Origin of the sequence: uncultured Methanobrevibacter sp., assembly GCF_934746965.1 — an archaeon.
Taxonomy (GTDB): Archaea; Methanobacteriota; Methanobacteria; order Methanobacteriales; family Methanobacteriaceae; genus Methanocatella.
Genome location: NZ_CAKVFS010000007.1, coordinates 83,653 through 104,203, shown reverse-complemented (window position 1 = coordinate 104,203; position 20,551 = coordinate 83,653). Strand labels below are relative to the sequence as shown.

Sequence of the window (20,551 nt, the reverse complement as noted above, 5' to 3'; positions counted from 1 at the left end):
AATTAGTTTTAAAGAAGCCTTAGGGGGGATTCGAACCCCCGACTTCCACCTTACCAAGGTGGCGCTCTACCGGCTGAGCCACTAAGGCAAAATCGAGAAAAATACAGTTTTAAAGAATAGTGCAGGGGAAGGGATTCGAACCCTCGAAGGCCTATACCAGAGGATCTTAAGTCCTCCCCCTTTGGCCGCTCGGGCACCCCTGCATATGAGTTACATACAATATAAGATTGTATCTAATAGTATATAAATGTTATGTTTTACACATTAATTAAAACAAAACATGCAAAAAATCTTATAGAAAAGATATATTAATATTAAGTTAATTAAATATATAAATATTACGGTTTTATACAAATAATTAAAAAAGTTGGTTGATACATTGAAAATTGACAATGAAGAATGTGGAGTTTGTGAAGACTGTATTGACATATGTCCAGAAGAAGCAATAATAAAAAAAGCATTTAAAGTAGAAATTGACGTTGATAAATGTAATGATTGTGGAGAATGCGTTGATATCTGCCCAACAGGTGCTATTTTCGATGAATAAAAAAATGGTTTTGAAATTATGAAAAAAGGAATATTAAATAAACTTACAATTGTGGATTATATTATCATCCTTGGAGTAATATGTGCAATTGCATTTGCATTTATCCACATTACAACAGATGATTCAAATGATACAAAAACATCATCTTATGATTCATCAACAATGAATAAAATCGTGGAAAATTATTTAAAACTTTATAGAGAAGGAAACATAATTGAAACTAGTGTCAGCGGATACAATGCAACAACTGGTGAAAAAGTTGAATTGCATGGGAACATATCATGGATTGATGATGATAAAGGATCCAATGTAAAAGTATTAATTAATTCAAATGGAACCCAATACTTGGCAGGATTATATAAAGATATTCCATATGCAGATATTTATATAGATTCCATATCTCTTGAAAGTGATGGAAACAAATATAAAAACTTAACAGAAGTAACTATTAATCCAAAAAATATCACTTCATTAAATGAATTAATATCTGGAATTAAAAATAGTACAAATTATGAAATTACCACAACATTATCTGTAGATGAATTAAGTACTCTTGATTACCAAGAATTAAGTAATAGTCTCTACTCACATGATAAAAGAATCTCCATAAAAGGATCAAACACAGGATTATACAATCAATTAATAATAACTAGAGCAACCAGCGAAGAACTAAACCTTGCAAATGGAATTTTAGGAACTTTTGATGGTTCAACTAGCCCAATAACAATTAGAATTTATAATTGTACTGGTGAAGACTTACAAACTATTGAAAATAACTATAATGTTACAAATATCAAAACATTCTAAGATGTGTAACTTATGAGCTTAATATATACAAAATTAACTTCAATTGTAAATAAAATCTCAGATTTATTTCATGAATCCCTTTTATTTACAATTATATTTTCCATTTTGAATTTTTTTGAAAAAGAATGGGTAAATAGCTATTTTAAAGGACTCTATCCTAGTGAAAACTTTTTAGGATTTATTAAGAAAAATAAAATATTAAACTCACATGTGTTTCATCCATTAATGGTTCTTGTAGTGTTTGGTGCATTTTTAATATTATCCATAAACTCTGTTTCAAATAGTTTAGCTATTACACTAGCTATTGCATTTATTGCATTTTTTATAGGATCTACATTATTACCTAAATATTTTTTAAATAAAGAATTTAAAAAACCAATAATTCAATTTAAAAGTAAAGATTTATATTCAATCGGATTCTGTTTAGTTTTAATAAGTATATTATTCTTCTTTGTAAGTGTGGCTTCAGTTGGAGGAATTCCAATTCTTAAAACATCTTTAAGATATCAATTAAAGCCATTATTTACAATGCCCGTGTTTTTAATAATCCCAGGAGTTTGTATATTGGCCAGTGTTTATTTAAAACAATTTCAAGAACATAAAATTACCCGTTCACAAGCAAGATTTAGATTCTTAATTTTGATTGGGATTAGTTGTATGTTTTTATTAGCTTTAGGTTACAGAACACCACTACTTGCAGTTTTACTTATCATGATAATCATAGGTTACTATGGAAATATCCTAGCAGTGTGGGAAGTTGTAATTGGTGCTTTGTTTGGTGTATGTGCAATCATAGGAATTGGTTATTTTAGATCAATAGAAGAATATACTATCAGTTCAGCAACCAACCCATTTTATACTTTGGAAAGTAGAGCTGATTTCACATTAAATGTTTTAAATCTTTTAGATTTTATTGGAGGAAACTTTGGAGTAACCCATGGAAATTTAATAGCTAGTTCCATACCTGGAAGTGACTTAGGACCACGGATGTTAATTGGAAAATTAATAGCATGGAGAACAGAAGTTACTGTAACACCAACATTAATTGGACAAATGGTAATTGACTTTGGTAAAATTGGAGTAGCTATTGAAATGTGCGGACTTGGATTTATTTTAGGAATTGGATATAAAATAATGAAAAAGACCAAAGATTTTTTTTATATTGGCCTATATAGCTTACTTTTAACATATTCAATATTAGGTGTTGAAACAGGAATATTAGATATTCAGGTATTAATATACTTCATAATAGCCATATTTATCTATCTAGCATTTATTATAAAATCAAATAAATGCTAATTATTACTATTTTTCAAAATAATACAAAAAAGTATTACTTTAATAATATTTATATAACATGTTTTCCTATAATAAACATGTATCTCAAAGAATAACAATTTATTAAATACTTATTTATAAAATAATCCTTTAATAAATCATATTTTAACAGATAAAAAGAGATAAAAAGAAATAAGTAATACACATATATAAATTATTTTAAAAAAAGTATTACTTTATTTATGGAGGAAAATAAAATGCACATACCAGATGGATTTATTCCATGGAATCAATGCATAATTTATTATGTTATATTAATTGTAGCCCTTTACTTTGCAACAAGATGGGCAAGAAATAATCTTAAAGACAAACATATCCCCCTTATGGGAATACTTGCAGCAGGAATATTTGCCATAATGTCTATGAACATACCAATCCCATTTGGAACCAGTGGCCACATGGTTGGAGGATGTTTAGTAGCACTAGTATTCTGTGCTCCAGAAGCAACAATATTAATATTTACAATAGTACTATTAATACAAGCATTACTATGTGGTGATGGAGGATTTACTGCTTTAGGAGCTAATGTATTAAATATGGGAATTATAGGTGGAAGTATAGGACTATTCACATTCAAAGGTTTAAGAAAAATTATTGGAAAATATGCTGCTGTGGGATTTGCTGCATGGTTTGCAACTGTAGTATCTGCTATCGCAGCTGCTGTTGAACTCGCAATCGCAGGAACATTTCCTCTTGATTTAGGAATATACTCAATGGTATTATATCACGTATTTATAGGAATTATTGAAGCTATCCTAACTGTAATTATAATAAAGGCTTTAGAAAAATTTAGACCAGATTTACTTATGTGGAACCAAAAAGTTCAAGGAGGAAAATAAATGCATCTCAGTAAAAAAGATGGATACTTAATACTTGTCGCAGTTATCATATGTATTATAATTAGTTGTCTTTCACCATTTATTGCCTCTGGAAACCCTGATGGTCTTGAAAAATCTGCAGAAGATGCTGGATTATCTGAAGATTATAATGTTGACGGATTAAACGGAATATATTCTTCTCCATTTCCAGATTATACCTTTGAACCATTAGGATCAATTGGAGAAATTGGAGTTCTTATACTTGGTGTAGTAATAAGCCTAGCAGTTGGACTTGCTATTGGAAAAATTCTTAAAAAAAGAAGTTAAATTTATAACTTCTCATACTATATTTTATTATAGAAATTTAAAAATGGAGATTATTAATTGGTAGATATTACTCAAACTCTTAAGTTAGATGACATCGCATCTGGCGATAGTGTAATTCATAACTTAGATGGAAGAGTTAAATTAATATCTACAGTTTTAATAATTATTTTTACAGTTTTTTCAGACAAATTAATTGTTCCTATTATCATGGAACTATTTTTATTAATTATTTTATTTTTATCAAAAATACCTAAAAAAGAAATAATTAAACGATTACTATTATTACTACCTTTTGGTGGATTTATAATAATATTCCAACCTTTTATCCACTCAGGAAACATATTATGGACTTATTCATGGATGCAAATAACTGACACTGGTTTAAATTGGGGAATACTATTATTAGCCAGATTAATTACATCACTTACTGCAATTATAATTCTATCCTCAACAAGCCCTTTACAAGAAATTGTAGCTTCATTTAGAAAATTAAAAATGCCTAAAGAACTAGCAATGATTCTAAGTATTACTGTGAGATTTTTATTTGTATTTATCGATGAATTAACAACTATCAAAAATGCTCAAAAATCCAGAAATTTCAACATACACTCTAATTTAGTTTCTTACAAATGGAGATTAAGACAAGTTGGTTATACAATTGCTATGATGTTTTTAAAATCATATGAACAAGGCGAAAGAGTTCATAAAAGCATGGTTAGTCGTGGTTTTTCTGACATGTCACATTTATTTAATGAGAAAAGACACCTTGAAAAATCAGATTATATTTACATGATTTTATTAATACTTATTATGATTATTATTGAAGTTATTTTATACAAATACTCAAATCAATTAGGATATTTAGGATTAAAACTCTCAATTAACTAGACAGTGAATAACATGACAAATATACAATTATCAACTGAAAATTTAAGCTTTACATATCATGATGGTACTCAAGCTTTAAAAAATATTAACATTGAAATTCAAAAAGGGGAAAAAGTAGCTATTATCGGACCTAATGGTGCTGGCAAATCAACACTTTTCTCACACTTCAATGGTTTAAGTGAACCTACTTCCGGATGTGTTAAAATAGAAGGTAAACCTATCTCTTTTGAAAAAGAAGAGCTACTTAAAGTTAGACAAAAAGTAGGAATTGTATTCCAAAATCCTAATGACCAACTATTTGCACCAACAGTCAAAGAAGATGTAGCTTTCGGACCTATGAATTTAGGTTTAAGTTATGAAGAAGTGGAAAAACGAGTTGAAGAAGCTTTAAAAATGGTAGGTATGGAAAACTGTGAAAATAAAACACCCCACCATTTAAGTGGAGGTCAACAAAAAAGAGTAGCTATTGCTGGAATAATAGCTATGAAACCTGAAATAATGATTTTAGATGAACCTACAGCAGGTTTGGATCCAGATGGTGTTGAAAAAGTACTGGACATTATGAACCAACTTAATAAAGAAGGAGTAACTTTAATTATTTCATCCCATGACATAGATATGATTAGCGAATATGCTGATAAAATATTTATTCTTTACAATGGTGAAATAATTGAATCTGGAAATAAAAATAAAATATTTTCAAATAGAGAATTATTAAAAAAAGCTCATCTAAGAACACCTATAACTACAGAAATATTATACAATTTAAAAGAAGCAGGTTTTAATATTGATACTGAAAAAATAAGTGTCAAAGATACTTGTGAAGAGATAATAAAAGCTAAACAAATTAATGAGTAGCTTTTTTCCTGTTTTTAATTTTATCTTTAAGTTTTATAATAAAATCGAATTCTTCGTCTAATTCTGGTGAGTTACCAAATCCACAATTAGGGCAATGAACTGATTGACATCCATGTTTCCCACATCCAGAGCAACCTCTGTTAGGAACACTATTTTCGTCAAATTCATATCCACACATTCTACATTTCATAAAAATCACCAAAAAAATAATAAAAAAGGATTTATTCTACAATAATGTTTTTAGCTTCTTCTTTACGAAGGCAAACATCATATCCTTTAATTTTAAATTCAATAGGATCTCCTAAAGGTGCAACTTTTTGGATTTTAATTTTTGAACCTCTAACGAAACCCATACCTAATAAATGTCTTTTTAAATCTGTGCTTCCACCATCATTATATTTTACGATAGTTACTTCATCACCAGCATTTACATCTAATAAAGATTTTACCATTTTATCAACTCCATAGATATTATAAAAATTTAGGCTTACCTAAAATAAAGTTTTTTAGTTATACCTAATACAAGTCTAAATAATAATTTAGAATAAATAGTATATAAATATTTAGGTAATCCAAAAATTATAATAAAAAAAGGTTATTTGGAAGGAGATTTACCTTCCACTTTTTTATTTTTAGGGATTTTAATACCCCTAATACCACTGTTACTACGCAAAGTAATCACCTAAGCAAAACCTAGTAAAGAACCACCTTGATAGATTATAAGTGCAACAACATAACCTGTTACTAATGTAATAACAGACATAGTTAACGGCCATTTCCAACCATTAGTTTCCTGTTTGATTGTACCGATAGCTGCGAAACAAGGAACATACAGCAATACAAATGCCATAAATGCATATGCAGAAAGCGGAGTAAACAATTCATGAACTGCTGCATCAATACCTGCACCCTCCTCTTCTACACCGAACAGTGAACTGAATGTAGATACAACAACCTCCTTAGCAACTAAACCGAATAAAATTGCTACAGCCGGTTGCCATTCTCCAAATCCAAGAGGAGCAAATATTGGTGCTATTGCAGTACCAATTTGACCAATTGCACTTTCTTGAGATCCGTATTCAACACCAAATGGTACACTACTTAAAACCCATACAATGATGGATGCTGCAAGAATAATAGTTCCTGCTTTTCTAAGGAATCCTTTAGTTTTATCCCAAGTATGTAATAATACACCTTTTAAAGATGGAACTTTATAAGTTGGAAGTTCCATAACAAATGGGGAAGACATTCCTTTAAACATAGTTCTTTTAAGGATAGCTGCAACAACAAGTGCAACAACAATACCTAATATATAAATTGAGAATAATACTTGACCTTCATTTGCAGCGAAAAATGCTGAAATTAATAATGCATATACTGGCAATCTTGCAGTACATGACATGAATGGAACAAGCATCATGGAAAGTAAACGATCAGATTCATTTTCCATTGTCCTAGTAGCCATAATAGCTGGTACACCACATCCAAATCCTAAAATCATAGGAATGAAAGATTTACCATGAAGACCAACTAATTTATGCATAACCCTATCCATAACAAAAGCAGCTCTAGCTAAGTAACCACTGTCTTCTAAAATACTTATGAATAAGAACATGATGATAATAATTGGTAAAAAGGTTAATACTCCACCTACTCCTCCAATAATACCATCACAAATAAATGAAGATAATACAGAGTCGCCTAAAAGACCACCAATTGCTTCACCTAATAATCCAAAACCTTCATCAATCATGTCTTGGAAAGGAGCACCAATTGTAAACGTAAGTTGGAACATAATATACATAATGACTAAAAATATAGGAATTCCTAAAATTCTGTTAGTCAAATATTTATCAATTTTATCAGATACTGTTGGTTTTTCTACAGCAGGTTTTTTCACTGCTTCATTCATAAGTCCATCAATAAATGCATACCTTGCATTAGCAATTACTTCTTCAGCACCTTCATTATAAACATCTGCTAAGTGTGCTGCTACTTTATCAGTTTCTCTTAATATTTGAGAAGAGTTTTTAGATTGCTGAACTTTTTCAATTACAATAGCATCTTTCTCTAATAATTTTATTGCTGTCCACATTGAAGGAACATCAGTTAAACTACTATCTTTTTCAATTAATTGTTGGAGATCTCCTAAATGTTCTCTTAATTCATCACCATACACTAATTTTTTAGTAGTATCAATATGTTTATTAGAAACTTTTTTAACTGTATTTAATAACTCATCGAAACCACCTTTATTTTTAGCATTGATTTCGACAACAGGGAAACCTAATAATTCAGACATTAATTTAATATCAATAATATGATCTTTTTTCTTAGCAAAATCATTCATGTTAAGAGCCATTACTAAGTTTGCACCTAATTCCATCATTTGAACAGTCAAGTACAAATTACGTTCTAAATTAGCAGCGTCAACTACATTAATTATAACATCAGAATCATCATCTACAATGAAATCTCTTGAAACAATTTCTTCAATAGAATGAGCACTTAATGCATAATTACCAGGTAAATCAACAACATCGAAACGAGTATCTTCATGATTAAAATGACCTTCTGCTCTTTCAACAGTTTTACCAGGCCAGTTTCCTACATGCTGATGCATACCTGTTAATTGATTGAATACTGTAGTTTTACCCACATTCGGGTTTCCTGCTAATCCTACAATACATTCTTTCATTAACCATTCTCCCATTTTAGTTAGAAATAGATTTTTAAAACCTATTTGTATTAATTAAATAAAAATTTTGAATTTAGGTATACCTAAATCTAAGTTCAAAAATATATCATTTATTTTCAAACACAAGTACGAAAAATAAGGCTTACCTAAACCTACAGTTAGATTTGTTTTAATTCTATTTAAATGTTTAGGTAGACCAAAATAAAATACATTTATATATAATAACATAACAATAGTTATAATAATCCATTAATTATTATAATGTAATTATGTATGAAAAATTTAGGTTAACCTAAAAAAATGAAAACATTTATATACTACAACAATCAACTTAATACATAGTGGTGTAAAGTTAGGTCAGCCTAAATTACAACTACTTAAAAAACACATTATTAGTCAAAAAAAAGACAAACTCCAAAATTAAAATTATATTAAATTAATTTTCACAATTTTCTAATTTAATATAATAAAAAAAATACCCACATGGACAAAAAAAATCTGCCAAAAAAAACCTCCATGTGAAAAAAGGTGTTTAAAAAAAAATAGCTCAAAAAAAAACTTTAAACACCAAATATCTCTTTTTAAAAAAAAAACATCACAATAAAAAAATAAATTTTAGGCACACCTAAAAAAATGAAAACATTTATATACTACAACATCCAACTTAATACATAGTGGTGTAAAGTTAGGTCAGCCTAAATTTCATAGGATCCTAAATTACAACTACTTAAAAAAAAACACATTATTAGTCAAAAAAAAGACAAACTCCAAAATTAAAATTATATTAAATTAATTTTCACAATTTTCTAATTTAATATAATAAAAAAAATACCCACATGGACAAAAAAAATCTGCCAAAAAAAACCTCCATGTGAAAAAAGGTGTTTAAAAAAAAATAGCTCAAAAAAAAACTTTAAACACCAAATATCTCTTTTTAAAAAAAAAAACATCACAATAAAAAAATAAATTTTAGGCACACCTAAAAAAATGAAAACATTTATATACTAATACAATCTACAGTATAATTGGTGATGAAAATTAGGAATGCCTAAATTTAATAGGAACTTAATTTAAAATTACCTATATCAGTCAAATAAAATGAATATGGTCTCCAAAAGTAGATATTAAATTAAAATTAGTAACTCCCTAATTTAATATCAACCTCCATATTATTTTCCTCAATTAAGGTGTTTAAACTAGGACAAACATTATTTAAACACCAAATATCTCTTTTTAAAAAATAATTAATATTCAAAATATTTTATATTTTAGGTTAACCTAAAAAAACAAAACATTTATATACTATCATGACCTACACTATAATTGGTGATGAAAATTAGGTATACCTAAAAATATCTAATTTGAAATTACTAATGTGTTGTTGGTTTAAAACCATATTACTACACTCCGATTGTTATTAAATTAGTTTATACTCTCTTTCTCTAATTTAATAAAAAAGCATATAACTACTCTCACGAAATTAAATATGTATTATCATATTTAATTTCACCTATCAAAAACTAATTATTTTTATATAAATTATAGGAGATGATCTTTATGGGTGTAAGACCAAGTTGTTGTGAACCTCCAAAAGAAGAAACTAATAAAGCAAAAAAAAGCATTAAAAAAGTGTTCAACTTCTTCTTTGGATGTTGTAAAAATAAAAAATAAAAATCATCCTAATTTTAAATTTTTATAAAAGTTCTTATTTTAAACAAAATAATCTTTAATAACTTCTTCTAAAATAACAACTTAGAATAAAGATTAAGTATAATAAAAGAAATACATAAATTATAAAATTAATAAAAAATTCTAAGTAGGCGTAATATGAGAAGAAGAAAAAAACTGATTATCGTCATTTTACTTGTTATTCTAATTGGACTCATTTCAGTAATTGCTGGTACATTGTTCTTACCTCACGACAATGAATTATCCCAAGGAACAAAGAATATACTTGTATGTGCAATAGATGAAAGTGAACCAAGACCAGGAATGGGTGCTTGTGATATGGCATTTATTGTAACATTGAAAGATGGTGAACTTGTTAATTATACTGAAATATACCCTCATGGAATGACTCACCCTAATGCCTCTGAGCCCCAAATAGCTCAAGAACAAGGTGCTGGGGAAAAATTATTACTTCACGATTCTTTCTGGGACAATGACACTAAAAAATCCATGCAACTTGCAAAAGAAATTGTAGAATACAACACTAGTGAAAGTATTAATGCAGTTGTAGCTGTTAACAGTGAAGCATTAGACGCAATTTTAAGTAGTGCAGGAACTTTAGATGTTAATGGTACTCAAATGAATGCAAGTGGTATTGATTTAATAAGAGAAGAACAATACAATGGTGGTCAAACTAGAGGAGCTGCAGTAATGGATATTGTTAAAGCTGCAGGTCATGCTGCAAGTGACCCTATTAAAAAAGCAAGTATGGTTAACGCTGCATTAGATCAATATTCTAAAGGAAATATTGTAATGGATCCTGAAGGAGCATTTGTAGGTTTACTTGCTTCTAAAGGAATTAATAATTTAATATAATGGGAAATTACTTCCCAACATTCTTATTTTTTAAAAATTAATCAAAATTAAAATATTTATCAACTTTTTTATAAGAAATCTTTATATAGTATGTAAACTAATCTTTACATATGTAATGTATATATTACATTTTTGTTTTTTAAAAAATTAAATATTTTTAAATAAATAATTGCCAAAAATAATACACTCTACTTGACAGTAATGTAAAATATATATTACATTTATAATAAGCAATAACATGTTGGGCCCACATGTTATTAAAAAAAAGGTAATAACATGATTGAATATGCAATAGAAACAGAAAATCTAACAAAAAAATTCGGAAAAGATGTTGCTGTCAATTCTATCAATATGAACATTGAAAAAGGAAAAATATATGGCTTATTAGGTAGAAATGGAGCAGGAAAAACAACAACAATGTGTATGCTATTAAACCTAAGCAAACCAACATCTGGAAAAATTAATCTTTTTGGTGAACCCTATTTAAAACATCCCCAAAAAACTTATTCCAAAATTGGCTCAATAATTGAAACACCAGGATTTTATGAAAACCTCAATGCTTACGAAAATTTAAAAATAATTTCCAAACTAAGAGGAAATTACAACAAAAAAACAATAGATGAAGCTCTAAATCTTGTTTGCTTATATGATGCAAAATATAAAAAATTTAAAGATTTCTCATTAGGGATGAAACAAAGATTAGGAATAGCTGCAGCTATAATGCATAACCCTGATTTATTAATTTTAGATGAACCAATAAATGGCCTGGATCCTGTTGGAATTAAAGAAATAAGAGAACTTTTAAAAACACTAGCTCATGATTATGGAATTACAATCCTTATTTCAAGCCATATATTAAGTGAAATTGAACACATAGCAGACATTATTGGAGTAATGGATCATGGAAATCTTATCGAAGAATTATCTAAAGAAGAATTAGAAAATAAATTAAATAAATACGTGGATTTTGAAGTTTCAAATATCCGAGAAGCTTCAGAAATTCTCAAAAAATCTGGTTTTAAAGAAAACATGGATTTTATAATTAAAAAAACTCCTGAAAATGAATTGTTACTTCGTTTAATTAATCATTTAAATCTAAGAGATGAAATTAATGAAATATTTGTTAAATCTGGAATTAAAGTATCAAAACTAATTTTATGTGAAGAAAGTTTAGAAGAATTCTTTACAAGACTTATTGGTGATGAAATACGTTTCTCATAGGTGGTTATTATGATAAATTTTATTCAAAGTGAATTCTTAAAATTAAAACACTCAAAAATATTCTTATTAACTATTCTAGGAGCACTTACATTCCCATTTTTACTTTATCTAAGCCTAATTAGTGGAACTAGTGATAGTCTTGAAAGTATGATTAAGGCATGTAACCAATTTACAGGAAGTATGTTCAACATCATTTTATTTGCCATTGTAGTCTCATATATCTTCGGAAGAGAATATTCAGAACATACCCTTAAAACAATGATTACTATTCCATTATCCCGCGGAAAATTTATACTTGGAAAATATTTAATGTTTTTCATATGGATAATGATTTTAGTAACAGTCACATTTTTATCAACATGTTTATTTGGATACCTTGGAGGAGCTAGTTCTATAACATTAACTGGAGCTATTGGTGCTTGTAAAGATATGTTTATTACAAATATATTATTATTTTTAAGTTTTTCCCCATTTGTGTTCTTATCATTAGTTGTTCCAAATATGGTTGCTGCAATGGTTGTAGGAGCTGCATTTAGTATTGGAAATCTCATGATTAGTTCAACCAGTCATGCACCATATTTCCCATGGAGTAGTTCATATTTAATTGGATCAAACGAAATAGCTAATTTCAGTTGTTCATATACAACATCACTAGCTATAATATTAATTACATTTGCAATTGGACTTACAATCTCATATATCTACTTTACAAAAAAAGATGTTTCCCTCTAAAACATCTTTTTAATGGAAATGATTACAATGATAACATTTATTCAAACAGAATTTTTAAAACTAAAACATACAAAAATATTCTTATTAACTATTCTAGGAGCGCTTAGCATACCTACATTGCTATATATCGGTTTATTAACTGGAGAATATGCAAGTTTTCAAGGAATATTAGATTATTGTGCTATTTATGCTTGTGTACTATTTTATATATTATTATTTACAATCATGATATCTTATCTATTTAGTAGAGAATATATTGAACATACTTTAAAAACTATATTAACTGCCCCTACACCAAAAACAAAAATATTAACTGGAAAATATTTGGTGTTTTTCATATGGGGATTTTTAATTATTACAATCACATTTATAGGGACCATATTTTGTGCATATTTTGGTGGGGTTCAAGATATTAGTTTAACTGCTGGATTAAATAGTTACAAAGAAATGTTAATTTCAGGATTTTTACTTTGTTTAAGTTTCTCCCCATTAATATTTATTTCATTAATTATGCCAAATATGGTTTTTTCAATGATTAGTGGTGCAGTTTTCAGCATTATAAATTTATTCATATATTCAACTCAATACTCCCCATATATCCCATGGTGTAGTCCATACATAATAAGTTCAAATGAAATATTCAATTATTCATGTAATCTCACAACATCACTAGCTATAATATTAATTACATTTGCAATTGGACTTATAATCTCATATATCTACTTTACAAAAAAAGATGTTTCCCTCTAAAACATCTTTTAAATTTTTGGTTCCATTCTTTTAATAAATAACCCCATAAACATTACAATTAGTGGGAAAAAGAACATATACATAATTAATACCATGTCTCCAGATATTATATCTCCAACAACTGTTGATGCAGCCATTAACATAATCAAAATAATAACTGGTGCTAAAATAGCTACAAAAGTATAAATCAATATAAAACCATTTAATTTTTGAGAATATTCTTTTAATTTAATTTGCATGTCAAAAGAAAGATCATCAGCTATTACATTTAAACTATTAGCTAAATTTCCACCAACTCTTAAAGTCCCTACAATTTGATGGACCACTCTAGAAAGACCTTCAGATGAAACCCTATTTGACATTTCCATTAATGCATCTTCACTCGATTTACCATATTTAATTTCTTTTAAAACTCTTTTAAATTCTTTAGAAAGAGAACCATAATTTGCATTTGATATTGTTAATAATGTATCATGTAAACCTTTTCCTGCTTTTAGCTCTGTTGACATGTGTCTCAAACCATAGGGTAATTCAAAATTTAAATCATCATAAGTATGTTTTTCTTGAATTTTTGGAAAATACAACATGAAAATATATAACATGACAATTAATGTCAGATAAATTCCCGAAATTTCAAAACCCACAGCTATAAACAAAACGAAAAATATGGAAACTTCAACAAAAATTAATCTTTTATTTAAGAAATATCTCAAAAATATTTTTCTCAATTTATTAAATAATTTATTTTCAGAATTATTTTCTTTTTTAACTTCTTGAAAATTTAATTTAATAAATAATTTAGGATCAACTGCTTTTTTTGATTTATTTCGTTTATAAAATGTAATATTTTCAAAATTAAAATTCTTAAAAAAATTTAAAATATTTAAGAATATATCTGCCACAATTATAAAAAAATCCGTGAACATGAACATCACCTAGTTAAAAGGATTCTATTTAAAACCTTTTGAGGATCTAAATAATACATCTCCAACACTGCCCCGACATCTTTAATTGAGCGAATATTTTGATTAACCATATGCTGTAAAACAATTTCCCTATTTTTAATTTCATCATACAGATTATTCAATGAATTTCCACTGACATTAGCTATTTCTGTTAAAGTTTTACTTGTTATACCCACATTTTTGATAGTATCACTTTGAGGATCCCATTCAAATATTTTATTTAATTGAACTACTCCTTCTTCAATCCCTGAAACTTCAGCTACTTCACTAATCCTTCTAAAAGATACACCATTCGGTTTATAAATTCTATTTTGCATAATTATAAAATCAATAGCTGAAATCATAATATTTGGGACAGACATAGGCGCATTAGTTAATCTAGTTATTGTTTCTCTAGCATCATTTGAATGAAGTGTTCCAAATCCAGAATGTCCCGTATTTAAAGCTGTAAAAAGAGTAATAGCTTCACTACCCCTAACTTCACCAACAATTATCCTATCAGGTCTTTGTCTTAGAGAATTTTTAACTAAATCATTCATTGTTAATTCTCCTTTATTTTCAACATTTGGAGGTCTTGTTTCCATTCTAATAACATGTTCATGAGGTATTTGAAGCTCCAATGTATCTTCAATTGTAATTATTCTTTCTTTAGGATTTATAAATGAAGATAAAGCATTTAAAGTTGTAGTTTTACCTGAACTTGTCCCTCCAGAAATTATTGCATTAGCTGACCTTACACCAAGTCCATCAAAACATAACCAAAAAAATGCTGCAAGTTCTACAGAAACAGTTTTTGAATTTATTAAATCAATTATAGTTAAAGGATCTTTTTTAAATTTACGTATAGTCATCGATGGACCATCAGCAGAAATAGGAGGTATTGTTGCATTGACTCTTGAACCATCCAACAAACGACCATCTAAAATTGGAGATTCTTGATCAATTCTACGATTTATCTGCCTAGCTATTGTGTCAATTAACTTCATCAATTCATTTGCATCTTTAAAAACAATATTGGTTTTCATCATCCCATATTCTCTATGATAAACAAAAACTGGTTTATTTATACCAATTATCATTATTTCTTCCAGATTATCATCACGGATTAAAGGGTCAATTTCACCATAACCTACAAGATCCTGAAATAGTTTTCTTGCTAAGTTATCTAAATATTCATTAGAGACATTATTATTTTGAGAGTTAGATACTAATCTTGTAAATAAAAAGTTCTTAATATCATTTAATAACTTCTCTTCATTTACTTGAAAAGATTCATCAGAGGATATAGCTAAATCCACTAAATTTTCACGAAGTTCACTTAAAAGAAATTTTTCCTCAGAAGAATAATTTTGTTTAAAAACATTATATTGAGGCACAATCTCCAAATTGTTTTCTACATGCTTAAATTGCTTATCACTAACATTATTATTCATATTTATAACCTAAAACTATTTTTAATCTATTTTAGAAGTTAGTAATACTAATTAATATAATTTTTATTACTTTCCAAATAATAATTACCTACAAAAATCAATATACAAAAATATGAACCAAAAGTGCACATGTGGAAATAATTGCATTATAACAAAAGAAAATTTAGCTAAACGAACACTAAATTTAAAACCTTGTAAAAAATGTGAAGACATTACAATAAAAAAATTTAGTCCAATAAACCAAGTAATAGATCTTGACATGATAGATTCAAACTATAAAAAGTGTGAATGCGGAAAAAGACCTTTAGATATTGTAATGACACATATTTTAAAGATAATGATTGAAGAAGAAATAATTCCTCAAGATGCAACCTTAAGAAGACATAGCCCAATACCATTACCAAGTTTTTATTATTCCCATGAAGTTGAACAGTTTGTTGGAAAAGATTCATTAGTTTTAATTCACCAGAATTTCAATAAAAAAGTTGCAGACAGATTAGTAAATGAAGTAAACGAAGTTAAATGTGTTTTAAAAGGAAATCCAAATAAAATAAATGGAATGATAAATAAAAATAGTTCAATACAAAATTTCGAGCTATTGTCTGGTTGTGATAAACGAGCAGATGTTATGAGAACACTTATTAAAAATGATGATGGAAACCTTGAAAAAATAATCATAAACAAAAATCAGCACCTCCATCATATAGAAGTAGCTCCAACTACTGAAGAAAAATTAATTAAACTTCACAATTATCTTGAAAACAATAATGTGAAAAAAGGAGTGGCGATTGATGGAATGTGTGGAAACGGATCAATTGGAATTTATTTACTTAAATACGGATTTGAAAAAGTAATATTTAATGACATATATTCTGAAGCTATTGATAATTTAAAATTTAACCTTGAAATTAATGAAATAATTGGTAACTATGAAATATACAACAAAGCATTTGAAGATTTAAATATTGAAAAATGTGATTTTTGTGTAATTGACAGCTATCCTCAAACAGATCTCGAAGAAATTATCAAAAAAGCTGAAAAAATAGCTGACAATATATTAATAATCTAAATAAACATTTTCATATAAATTACAATAGCTGGAACAATTAAAACGCCCATTAAGTGAGATTTACCTACACCAATATAATGAGGTAACATTCCAAGAGCAGTTGATGTGATTAAAGCTAAAGACATGTAGAAAATTGGAGCTTTATAATAAAAAATAAAAACATATAAAATTCCAATTTGTAAAATAATCACAAATATTGATAATTTACGATAATCAACACCATCCATAATATTAGCAAATGAATCACCTAATTTTAAACATAATACTAACGATATTGAAACTGCAATTAATGATGCGAAAATAAAGATTATCAAATGATTTATATTCATATCTGAAATCAAATAAGACATATAAACTGCAATCCCACTTCTAGGATTTCCAATTATATAAATTGCCATTAAAGAAAAAAGACAATCTGAAATATTTAATCCTGAAGTAGCCAATAAAAAATTAACTGTATCGTCATCATCATTATCACTTGTACCACTAGCTGCCTGAGCAATTATAGTTCCTTGAGCAGGACCAAATCCAGGTAAAAATCCCAAAATAGCACCAGTAATTCCTCCTGCAAAAATACTTTTAAATTTATTAAAATTCAAATTTAAATCATAAAACTTATTTTGATGAGGAATTGTTGAATTATCATTTAAACTAAATAAAATAGTACTTATTCCAAAAAGACCTGAAAAAATACACATCAAAGAAACTCCTGATGAAACTGGTGTTTGGAAAATTGTCCAACCAAGAATTCCTGAAATTAAAAATAAAAACAAAGACCATAAAAAATCTTTTTTTGAATTTGTAAGCATATAAGTCAAATAAATTGAAGCTACAAGTAAAATAATCCAAGTATATGGCTTTGTAAAATTATGTAAAAACGGCAAAGTTAATGTAAAAATTGGCATCATCAAAATAGTAATTAAAATAGCTCCAAACCCACCAACAGCCACTATTCTTATAACTTCTTTTGATCTTCCCTGCAGAACCATCCTATGACCTGGAAGAATAGATGTTGCAGTTCCTTCCTGTGGAACTCCTAAAAGCATTGAAGGTACAAATTCCATTAATGCATGAGCTATAGACATTGAAACCATCAATACACATAAAAATTCTGGAGATAAAAATCCTAAAAGGAAAGTAGATGATGCAAAAAGAATTGCCCCAGCAGTATTAACATGAATACCTGGAATCATCCCAGTTAACGTTCCCACAAATATTCCTATAAAACAAGCAAATACTAATTCTAACATAGCTATTAATTGATTTAAACTTATTTATAATTTGTTTAAGTCAAATAATTATATTTATATCGTTTAAAATAATATAACTAAAATTAAAATTTTTATAAAAAAAGATAAAAATGGTTATGAGTTTAATCTTACATATTATACTCCACCAAATAATTTTGATTAATATTTAAAATTATCAATATTTTCCCTATCAAAATTCAAGGATTTTAAAGCTAATTTTTCTAAAGTTGCAAGTAATTCTTTTCTAGACATATTTATTTCACTTGCAATTTCATTTTCCCATTCAATTTCTTTATCATGTAAAAATTTAGCTAATTCCTTTCCTTTATCAGTTATATCTATCTTATATGCCCTTTTATTTTCTTCAGTATATTCCCTAGTTAAAATTCCATTTTTTTCAAGTTCACTAAATGCTCTTGACACACCAGACCTATCCATTAAACAAGCTGTTGCAATATCTGACTGAGTTGAACTTTGATTATAAAAAATATGCATTAACATATAATATTGATTTTTATTAATTTCAAGTTCTTTAAGATAATGATTGATGAAAATATCATGAAAAGAATGCAAACTAATTATATGACAAATCATATGCGGACACATCTTAATAACATCATCTGTTGTATACATTAAAAAAACACCTTCAGTTAAATAATTAATAATGCATTAACTACATCCATTATTTAATCTTATTAAAAAAATAGCATATAAATGTTGTGATGCACAACAATAGTTTTTAAAAAAAAGTAATTAAAAAGAAGATTTACATTAATCTTCTAGTATCAGTAATTTCTACACTAGCTACATCAGCTAATTTTGCCATAGCTTCTTCAGTAGATTCTGTTCCACCTTCACCATCTTCAATTATGAAAATAAGGTTTAATGCAACTAAACCAAATGCAATTGGTTCTTCTTCAATTTTATGGAATTCTGCATCAGCAGGCATAGCTGCTTGAACAGCTGCTTTTAAAGCTTCTAAATCTACATCAGGACTTTCTGGCATGATTTTTAAAGTTGCTACAACTTCACCCATCAACATTCCCCCATTAATAAAAATTTATGGTCCTTCAAAACCACATTCACATTTATAAGCATGACCGAAAGTACGGCATTTTTCACATCTTGCAATTTTTGCTCCACAAACAGGACATTCAAATTCAACGAAAGGTCCAGTTAATGGAATTTCTTGTTTACATGAAATACATTCTACTTCTTTCATCTAATCACCTATTATTTGTGTGTAATCGAAATTATAATTATCTATATTATCATCAATAAGAGATAACACCCTTTCAGGATACTTTCCATTTACAACAAAACAATTAGACCCGAATTCAAGTAAAAGAGAAGGTAACATTAAGTCAATTGATGTTTCATCAAAAGTCAGTAGTTTTTTTGCATCAATAACATTAATAAATTCAGAACCTTCTTCATTAGGTTCTCGGGTATATATACCATTTACATTTGTTACTATTAAAAGGTTTGCATTTAAAGAATGTGCAACATAAGCGGCAATTGAATCAGAAGTTACTTCCCAAGAACATTCAAAAGGATCTTCATTTCTTAAAAAATCAGAAACAATAAAAATAGGAGTGAAACCACTATTTACAATTTCCTTAGCTTCTTCAAGAGTATAAGCTAATTTAGTAGACTTAACTTTATCATTTACTAATTTAGATAAAATACCCATACACTCAATAGCAGTATTATGGCTGATTTCATCAGAAAAGTGATAATCTAAATCATATTTCCTTATTAAGTTAGCAAATTCTCCACCTCCCAAAATAATCATTGAATTCGTACCTTTCAATTTGTCAGCTAGTGATATTGCATGTTCTGGAAATAAACTTCCTCCAATTTTAACAACCTGTTCAATAATAATATCTACAACCTAAATTTCTATAGATTTAATTAAAAATAGCTATCATTAAAATGAATAAAACTCATAAAAGTTTTAAATCCCCAGTGATTTTATCAATTATTTCATCCTCATCAGGCCCAATGCCTAAAACTGTAGTGGTTGATGTAGGTAACTGAGTCCTTCCAGCATCAACTACCAAATAATTAGAAACATTGTTTTCATCAGCCTCTTTTTTAAGCTTCAATAAATCATCTAATGAATCAACTTTGCAAACAACTTTAGCATAACCATTCAATTCCCATTTTTTAATTAAACTAGAATTTGTTCTTTTATAGGAACCTATAGAACCATGACAACACTGTGCAGCTATTTTTCCTTTCCCCATTTTTAAATCTCTTCTTACAACCATAACCTGTTTCATATACACATTTTTCTATATGTC

23 protein-coding genes and 2 tRNA genes are annotated in these 20,551 nt (G+C 27.8%); 12 read left to right on the top strand and 13 right to left on the bottom strand.

The annotated features are described in order from the left end of the window. Window positions 1-15: 15 nt before the first annotated feature. Both Q0984_RS07185 and Q0984_RS07180 read right to left on the bottom strand, forming a co-directional pair. Window positions 16-88, bottom strand: a tRNA-Thr gene (locus Q0984_RS07185). A gap of 32 nt (window positions 89-120) precedes the next feature. Continuing rightward, a tRNA-Leu gene (locus Q0984_RS07180) sits at window positions 121-203 on the bottom strand. 176 nt (window positions 204-379) lie between these two features. Here Q0984_RS07180 and Q0984_RS07175 point away from each other — a divergent pair. The 7 genes from Q0984_RS07175 to Q0984_RS07145 all read left to right on the top strand — a co-directional run bounded on the left by Q0984_RS07175 (window position 380) and on the right by Q0984_RS07145 (window position 5,583). Then, window positions 380-547, top strand: coding sequence for a 4Fe-4S binding protein (locus Q0984_RS07175; RefSeq protein ID WP_299525712.1), 168 nt, complete (start codon window positions 380-382; stop codon window positions 545-547). Window positions 548-565: 18 nt separating this feature from the next. After that, window positions 566-1,354 carry an adhesin gene (locus Q0984_RS07170; RefSeq protein WP_299525709.1) on the top strand — a complete coding sequence of 263 codons (789 nt, stop codon included), beginning with the start codon at window positions 566-568 and terminating at the stop codon, window positions 1,352-1,354. Window positions 1,355-1,366: 12 nt separating this feature from the next. Further along, entirely contained in the window at window positions 1,367-2,653 is a 1,287-nt protein-coding gene (locus Q0984_RS07165; protein WP_299525706.1) for an oligosaccharide repeat unit polymerase family protein, read from the top strand. Window positions 2,654-2,889: 236 nt separating this feature from the next. After that, entirely contained in the window at window positions 2,890-3,531 is a 642-nt protein-coding gene (cbiM, locus tag Q0984_RS07160) for a cobalt transporter CbiM (RefSeq protein ID WP_299525704.1), read from the top strand. Continuing rightward, complete coding sequence (locus Q0984_RS07155) at window positions 3,532-3,837, top strand: PDGLE domain-containing protein (RefSeq protein ID WP_299525701.1); 306 nt, start codon at window positions 3,532-3,534, stop codon at window positions 3,835-3,837. 57 nt (window positions 3,838-3,894) lie between these two features. Then, window positions 3,895-4,725 (top strand): cobalt ECF transporter T component CbiQ, encoded by an 831-nt coding sequence (gene cbiQ, locus Q0984_RS07150; RefSeq protein ID WP_299525698.1) that lies wholly within the window; start codon window positions 3,895-3,897, stop codon window positions 4,723-4,725. A gap of 12 nt (window positions 4,726-4,737) precedes the next feature. Then, entirely contained in the window at window positions 4,738-5,583 is an 846-nt protein-coding gene (locus Q0984_RS07145) for an energy-coupling factor ABC transporter ATP-binding protein (protein WP_299525695.1), read from the top strand. On the opposite strand, the gene Q0984_RS07140 is transcribed toward Q0984_RS07145, so the two are convergent. The 3 genes from Q0984_RS07140 to feoB form a co-directional block, all read right to left on the bottom strand. Further along, the gene (locus Q0984_RS07140; RefSeq protein WP_299525692.1) at window positions 5,573-5,773 is read right to left on the bottom strand and encodes a hypothetical protein; all 201 of its coding nucleotides are present in this window, start codon (window positions 5,771-5,773) and stop codon (window positions 5,573-5,575) included. The two genes, Q0984_RS07145 and Q0984_RS07140, sit on opposite strands and share 11 nt — an antisense overlap. Window positions 5,774-5,804: 31 nt before the next feature. Then, window positions 5,805-6,035 (bottom strand): FeoA family protein, encoded by a 231-nt coding sequence (locus Q0984_RS07135; protein ID WP_299525689.1) that lies wholly within the window; start codon window positions 6,033-6,035, stop codon window positions 5,805-5,807. Between the two features lie 230 nt (window positions 6,036-6,265). Beyond that, window positions 6,266-8,281, bottom strand: coding sequence for a ferrous iron transport protein B (gene feoB / locus Q0984_RS07130; RefSeq protein WP_299525687.1), 2,016 nt, complete (start codon window positions 8,279-8,281; stop codon window positions 6,266-6,268). A 1,827-nt stretch (window positions 8,282-10,108) separates the two neighbouring features. Here feoB and Q0984_RS07125 point away from each other — a divergent pair. From Q0984_RS07125 to Q0984_RS07110, 4 genes are all read left to right on the top strand, one after another. Next, complete coding sequence (locus Q0984_RS07125; RefSeq protein ID WP_299525685.1) at window positions 10,109-10,825, top strand: DUF4012 domain-containing protein; 717 nt, start codon at window positions 10,109-10,111, stop codon at window positions 10,823-10,825. 276 nt (window positions 10,826-11,101) lie between these two features. Beyond that, complete coding sequence (locus Q0984_RS07120) at window positions 11,102-12,046, top strand: ABC transporter ATP-binding protein (protein WP_299525683.1); 945 nt, start codon at window positions 11,102-11,104, stop codon at window positions 12,044-12,046. Window positions 12,047-12,055: 9 nt separating this feature from the next. After that, the gene (locus tag Q0984_RS07115) at window positions 12,056-12,778 is read left to right on the top strand and encodes an ABC transporter permease (protein WP_299525681.1); all 723 of its coding nucleotides are present in this window, start codon (window positions 12,056-12,058) and stop codon (window positions 12,776-12,778) included. Between the two features lie 27 nt (window positions 12,779-12,805). After that, window positions 12,806-13,528, top strand: a complete 723-nt coding sequence (locus Q0984_RS07110; RefSeq protein ID WP_299525778.1) for an ABC transporter permease — start codon at window positions 12,806-12,808, stop codon at window positions 13,526-13,528. 8 nt (window positions 13,529-13,536) lie between these two features. On the opposite strand, the gene Q0984_RS07105 is transcribed toward Q0984_RS07110, so the two are convergent. Beyond that, window positions 13,537-14,454, bottom strand: coding sequence for a type II secretion system F family protein (locus Q0984_RS07105; protein ID WP_299525678.1), 918 nt, complete (start codon window positions 14,452-14,454; stop codon window positions 13,537-13,539). Between the two features lie 5 nt (window positions 14,455-14,459). Next, on the bottom strand, window positions 14,460-15,926 hold the full coding sequence (locus tag Q0984_RS07100; protein ID WP_299525675.1) for a CpaF family protein: 1,467 nt from the start codon (window positions 15,924-15,926) through the stop codon (window positions 14,460-14,462). A gap of 112 nt (window positions 15,927-16,038) precedes the next feature. Here Q0984_RS07100 and Q0984_RS07095 point away from each other — a divergent pair, with 112 nt between their 5' ends. Continuing rightward, window positions 16,039-16,995 carry an SAM-dependent methyltransferase gene (locus Q0984_RS07095; protein WP_299525672.1) on the top strand — a complete coding sequence of 319 codons (957 nt, stop codon included), beginning with the start codon at window positions 16,039-16,041 and terminating at the stop codon, window positions 16,993-16,995. Here the strand turns inward: Q0984_RS07095 and Q0984_RS07090 are convergent. The 6 genes from Q0984_RS07090 to pth2 form a co-directional block, all read right to left on the bottom strand. Then, window positions 16,992-18,245, bottom strand: a complete 1,254-nt coding sequence (locus Q0984_RS07090) for a tripartite tricarboxylate transporter permease (protein ID WP_299525669.1) — start codon at window positions 18,243-18,245, stop codon at window positions 16,992-16,994. The two genes, Q0984_RS07095 and Q0984_RS07090, sit on opposite strands and share 4 nt — an antisense overlap. A gap of 159 nt (window positions 18,246-18,404) precedes the next feature. After that, window positions 18,405-18,878, bottom strand: a complete 474-nt coding sequence (locus tag Q0984_RS07085; RefSeq protein WP_299525666.1) for a MarR family winged helix-turn-helix transcriptional regulator — start codon at window positions 18,876-18,878, stop codon at window positions 18,405-18,407. A gap of 133 nt (window positions 18,879-19,011) precedes the next feature. Beyond that, window positions 19,012-19,281 carry an elongation factor 1-beta gene (locus tag Q0984_RS07080; protein WP_299525663.1) on the bottom strand — a complete coding sequence of 90 codons (270 nt, stop codon included), beginning with the start codon at window positions 19,279-19,281 and terminating at the stop codon, window positions 19,012-19,014. Between the two features lie 24 nt (window positions 19,282-19,305). After that, the gene (locus Q0984_RS07075; protein WP_011954006.1) at window positions 19,306-19,467 is read right to left on the bottom strand and encodes a zinc finger domain-containing protein; all 162 of its coding nucleotides are present in this window, start codon (window positions 19,465-19,467) and stop codon (window positions 19,306-19,308) included. Further along, complete coding sequence (locus tag Q0984_RS07070) at window positions 19,468-20,124, bottom strand: delta 1-pyrroline-5-carboxylate synthetase (RefSeq protein ID WP_365907203.1); 657 nt, start codon at window positions 20,122-20,124, stop codon at window positions 19,468-19,470. A gap of 67 nt (window positions 20,125-20,191) precedes the next feature. Continuing rightward, a complete protein-coding gene (pth2, locus tag Q0984_RS07065; protein ID WP_299525660.1) occupies window positions 20,192-20,530 on the bottom strand; it encodes an aminoacyl-tRNA hydrolase in 339 nt (112 codons plus the stop codon). Window positions 20,531-20,551 lie beyond the last annotated feature (21 nt).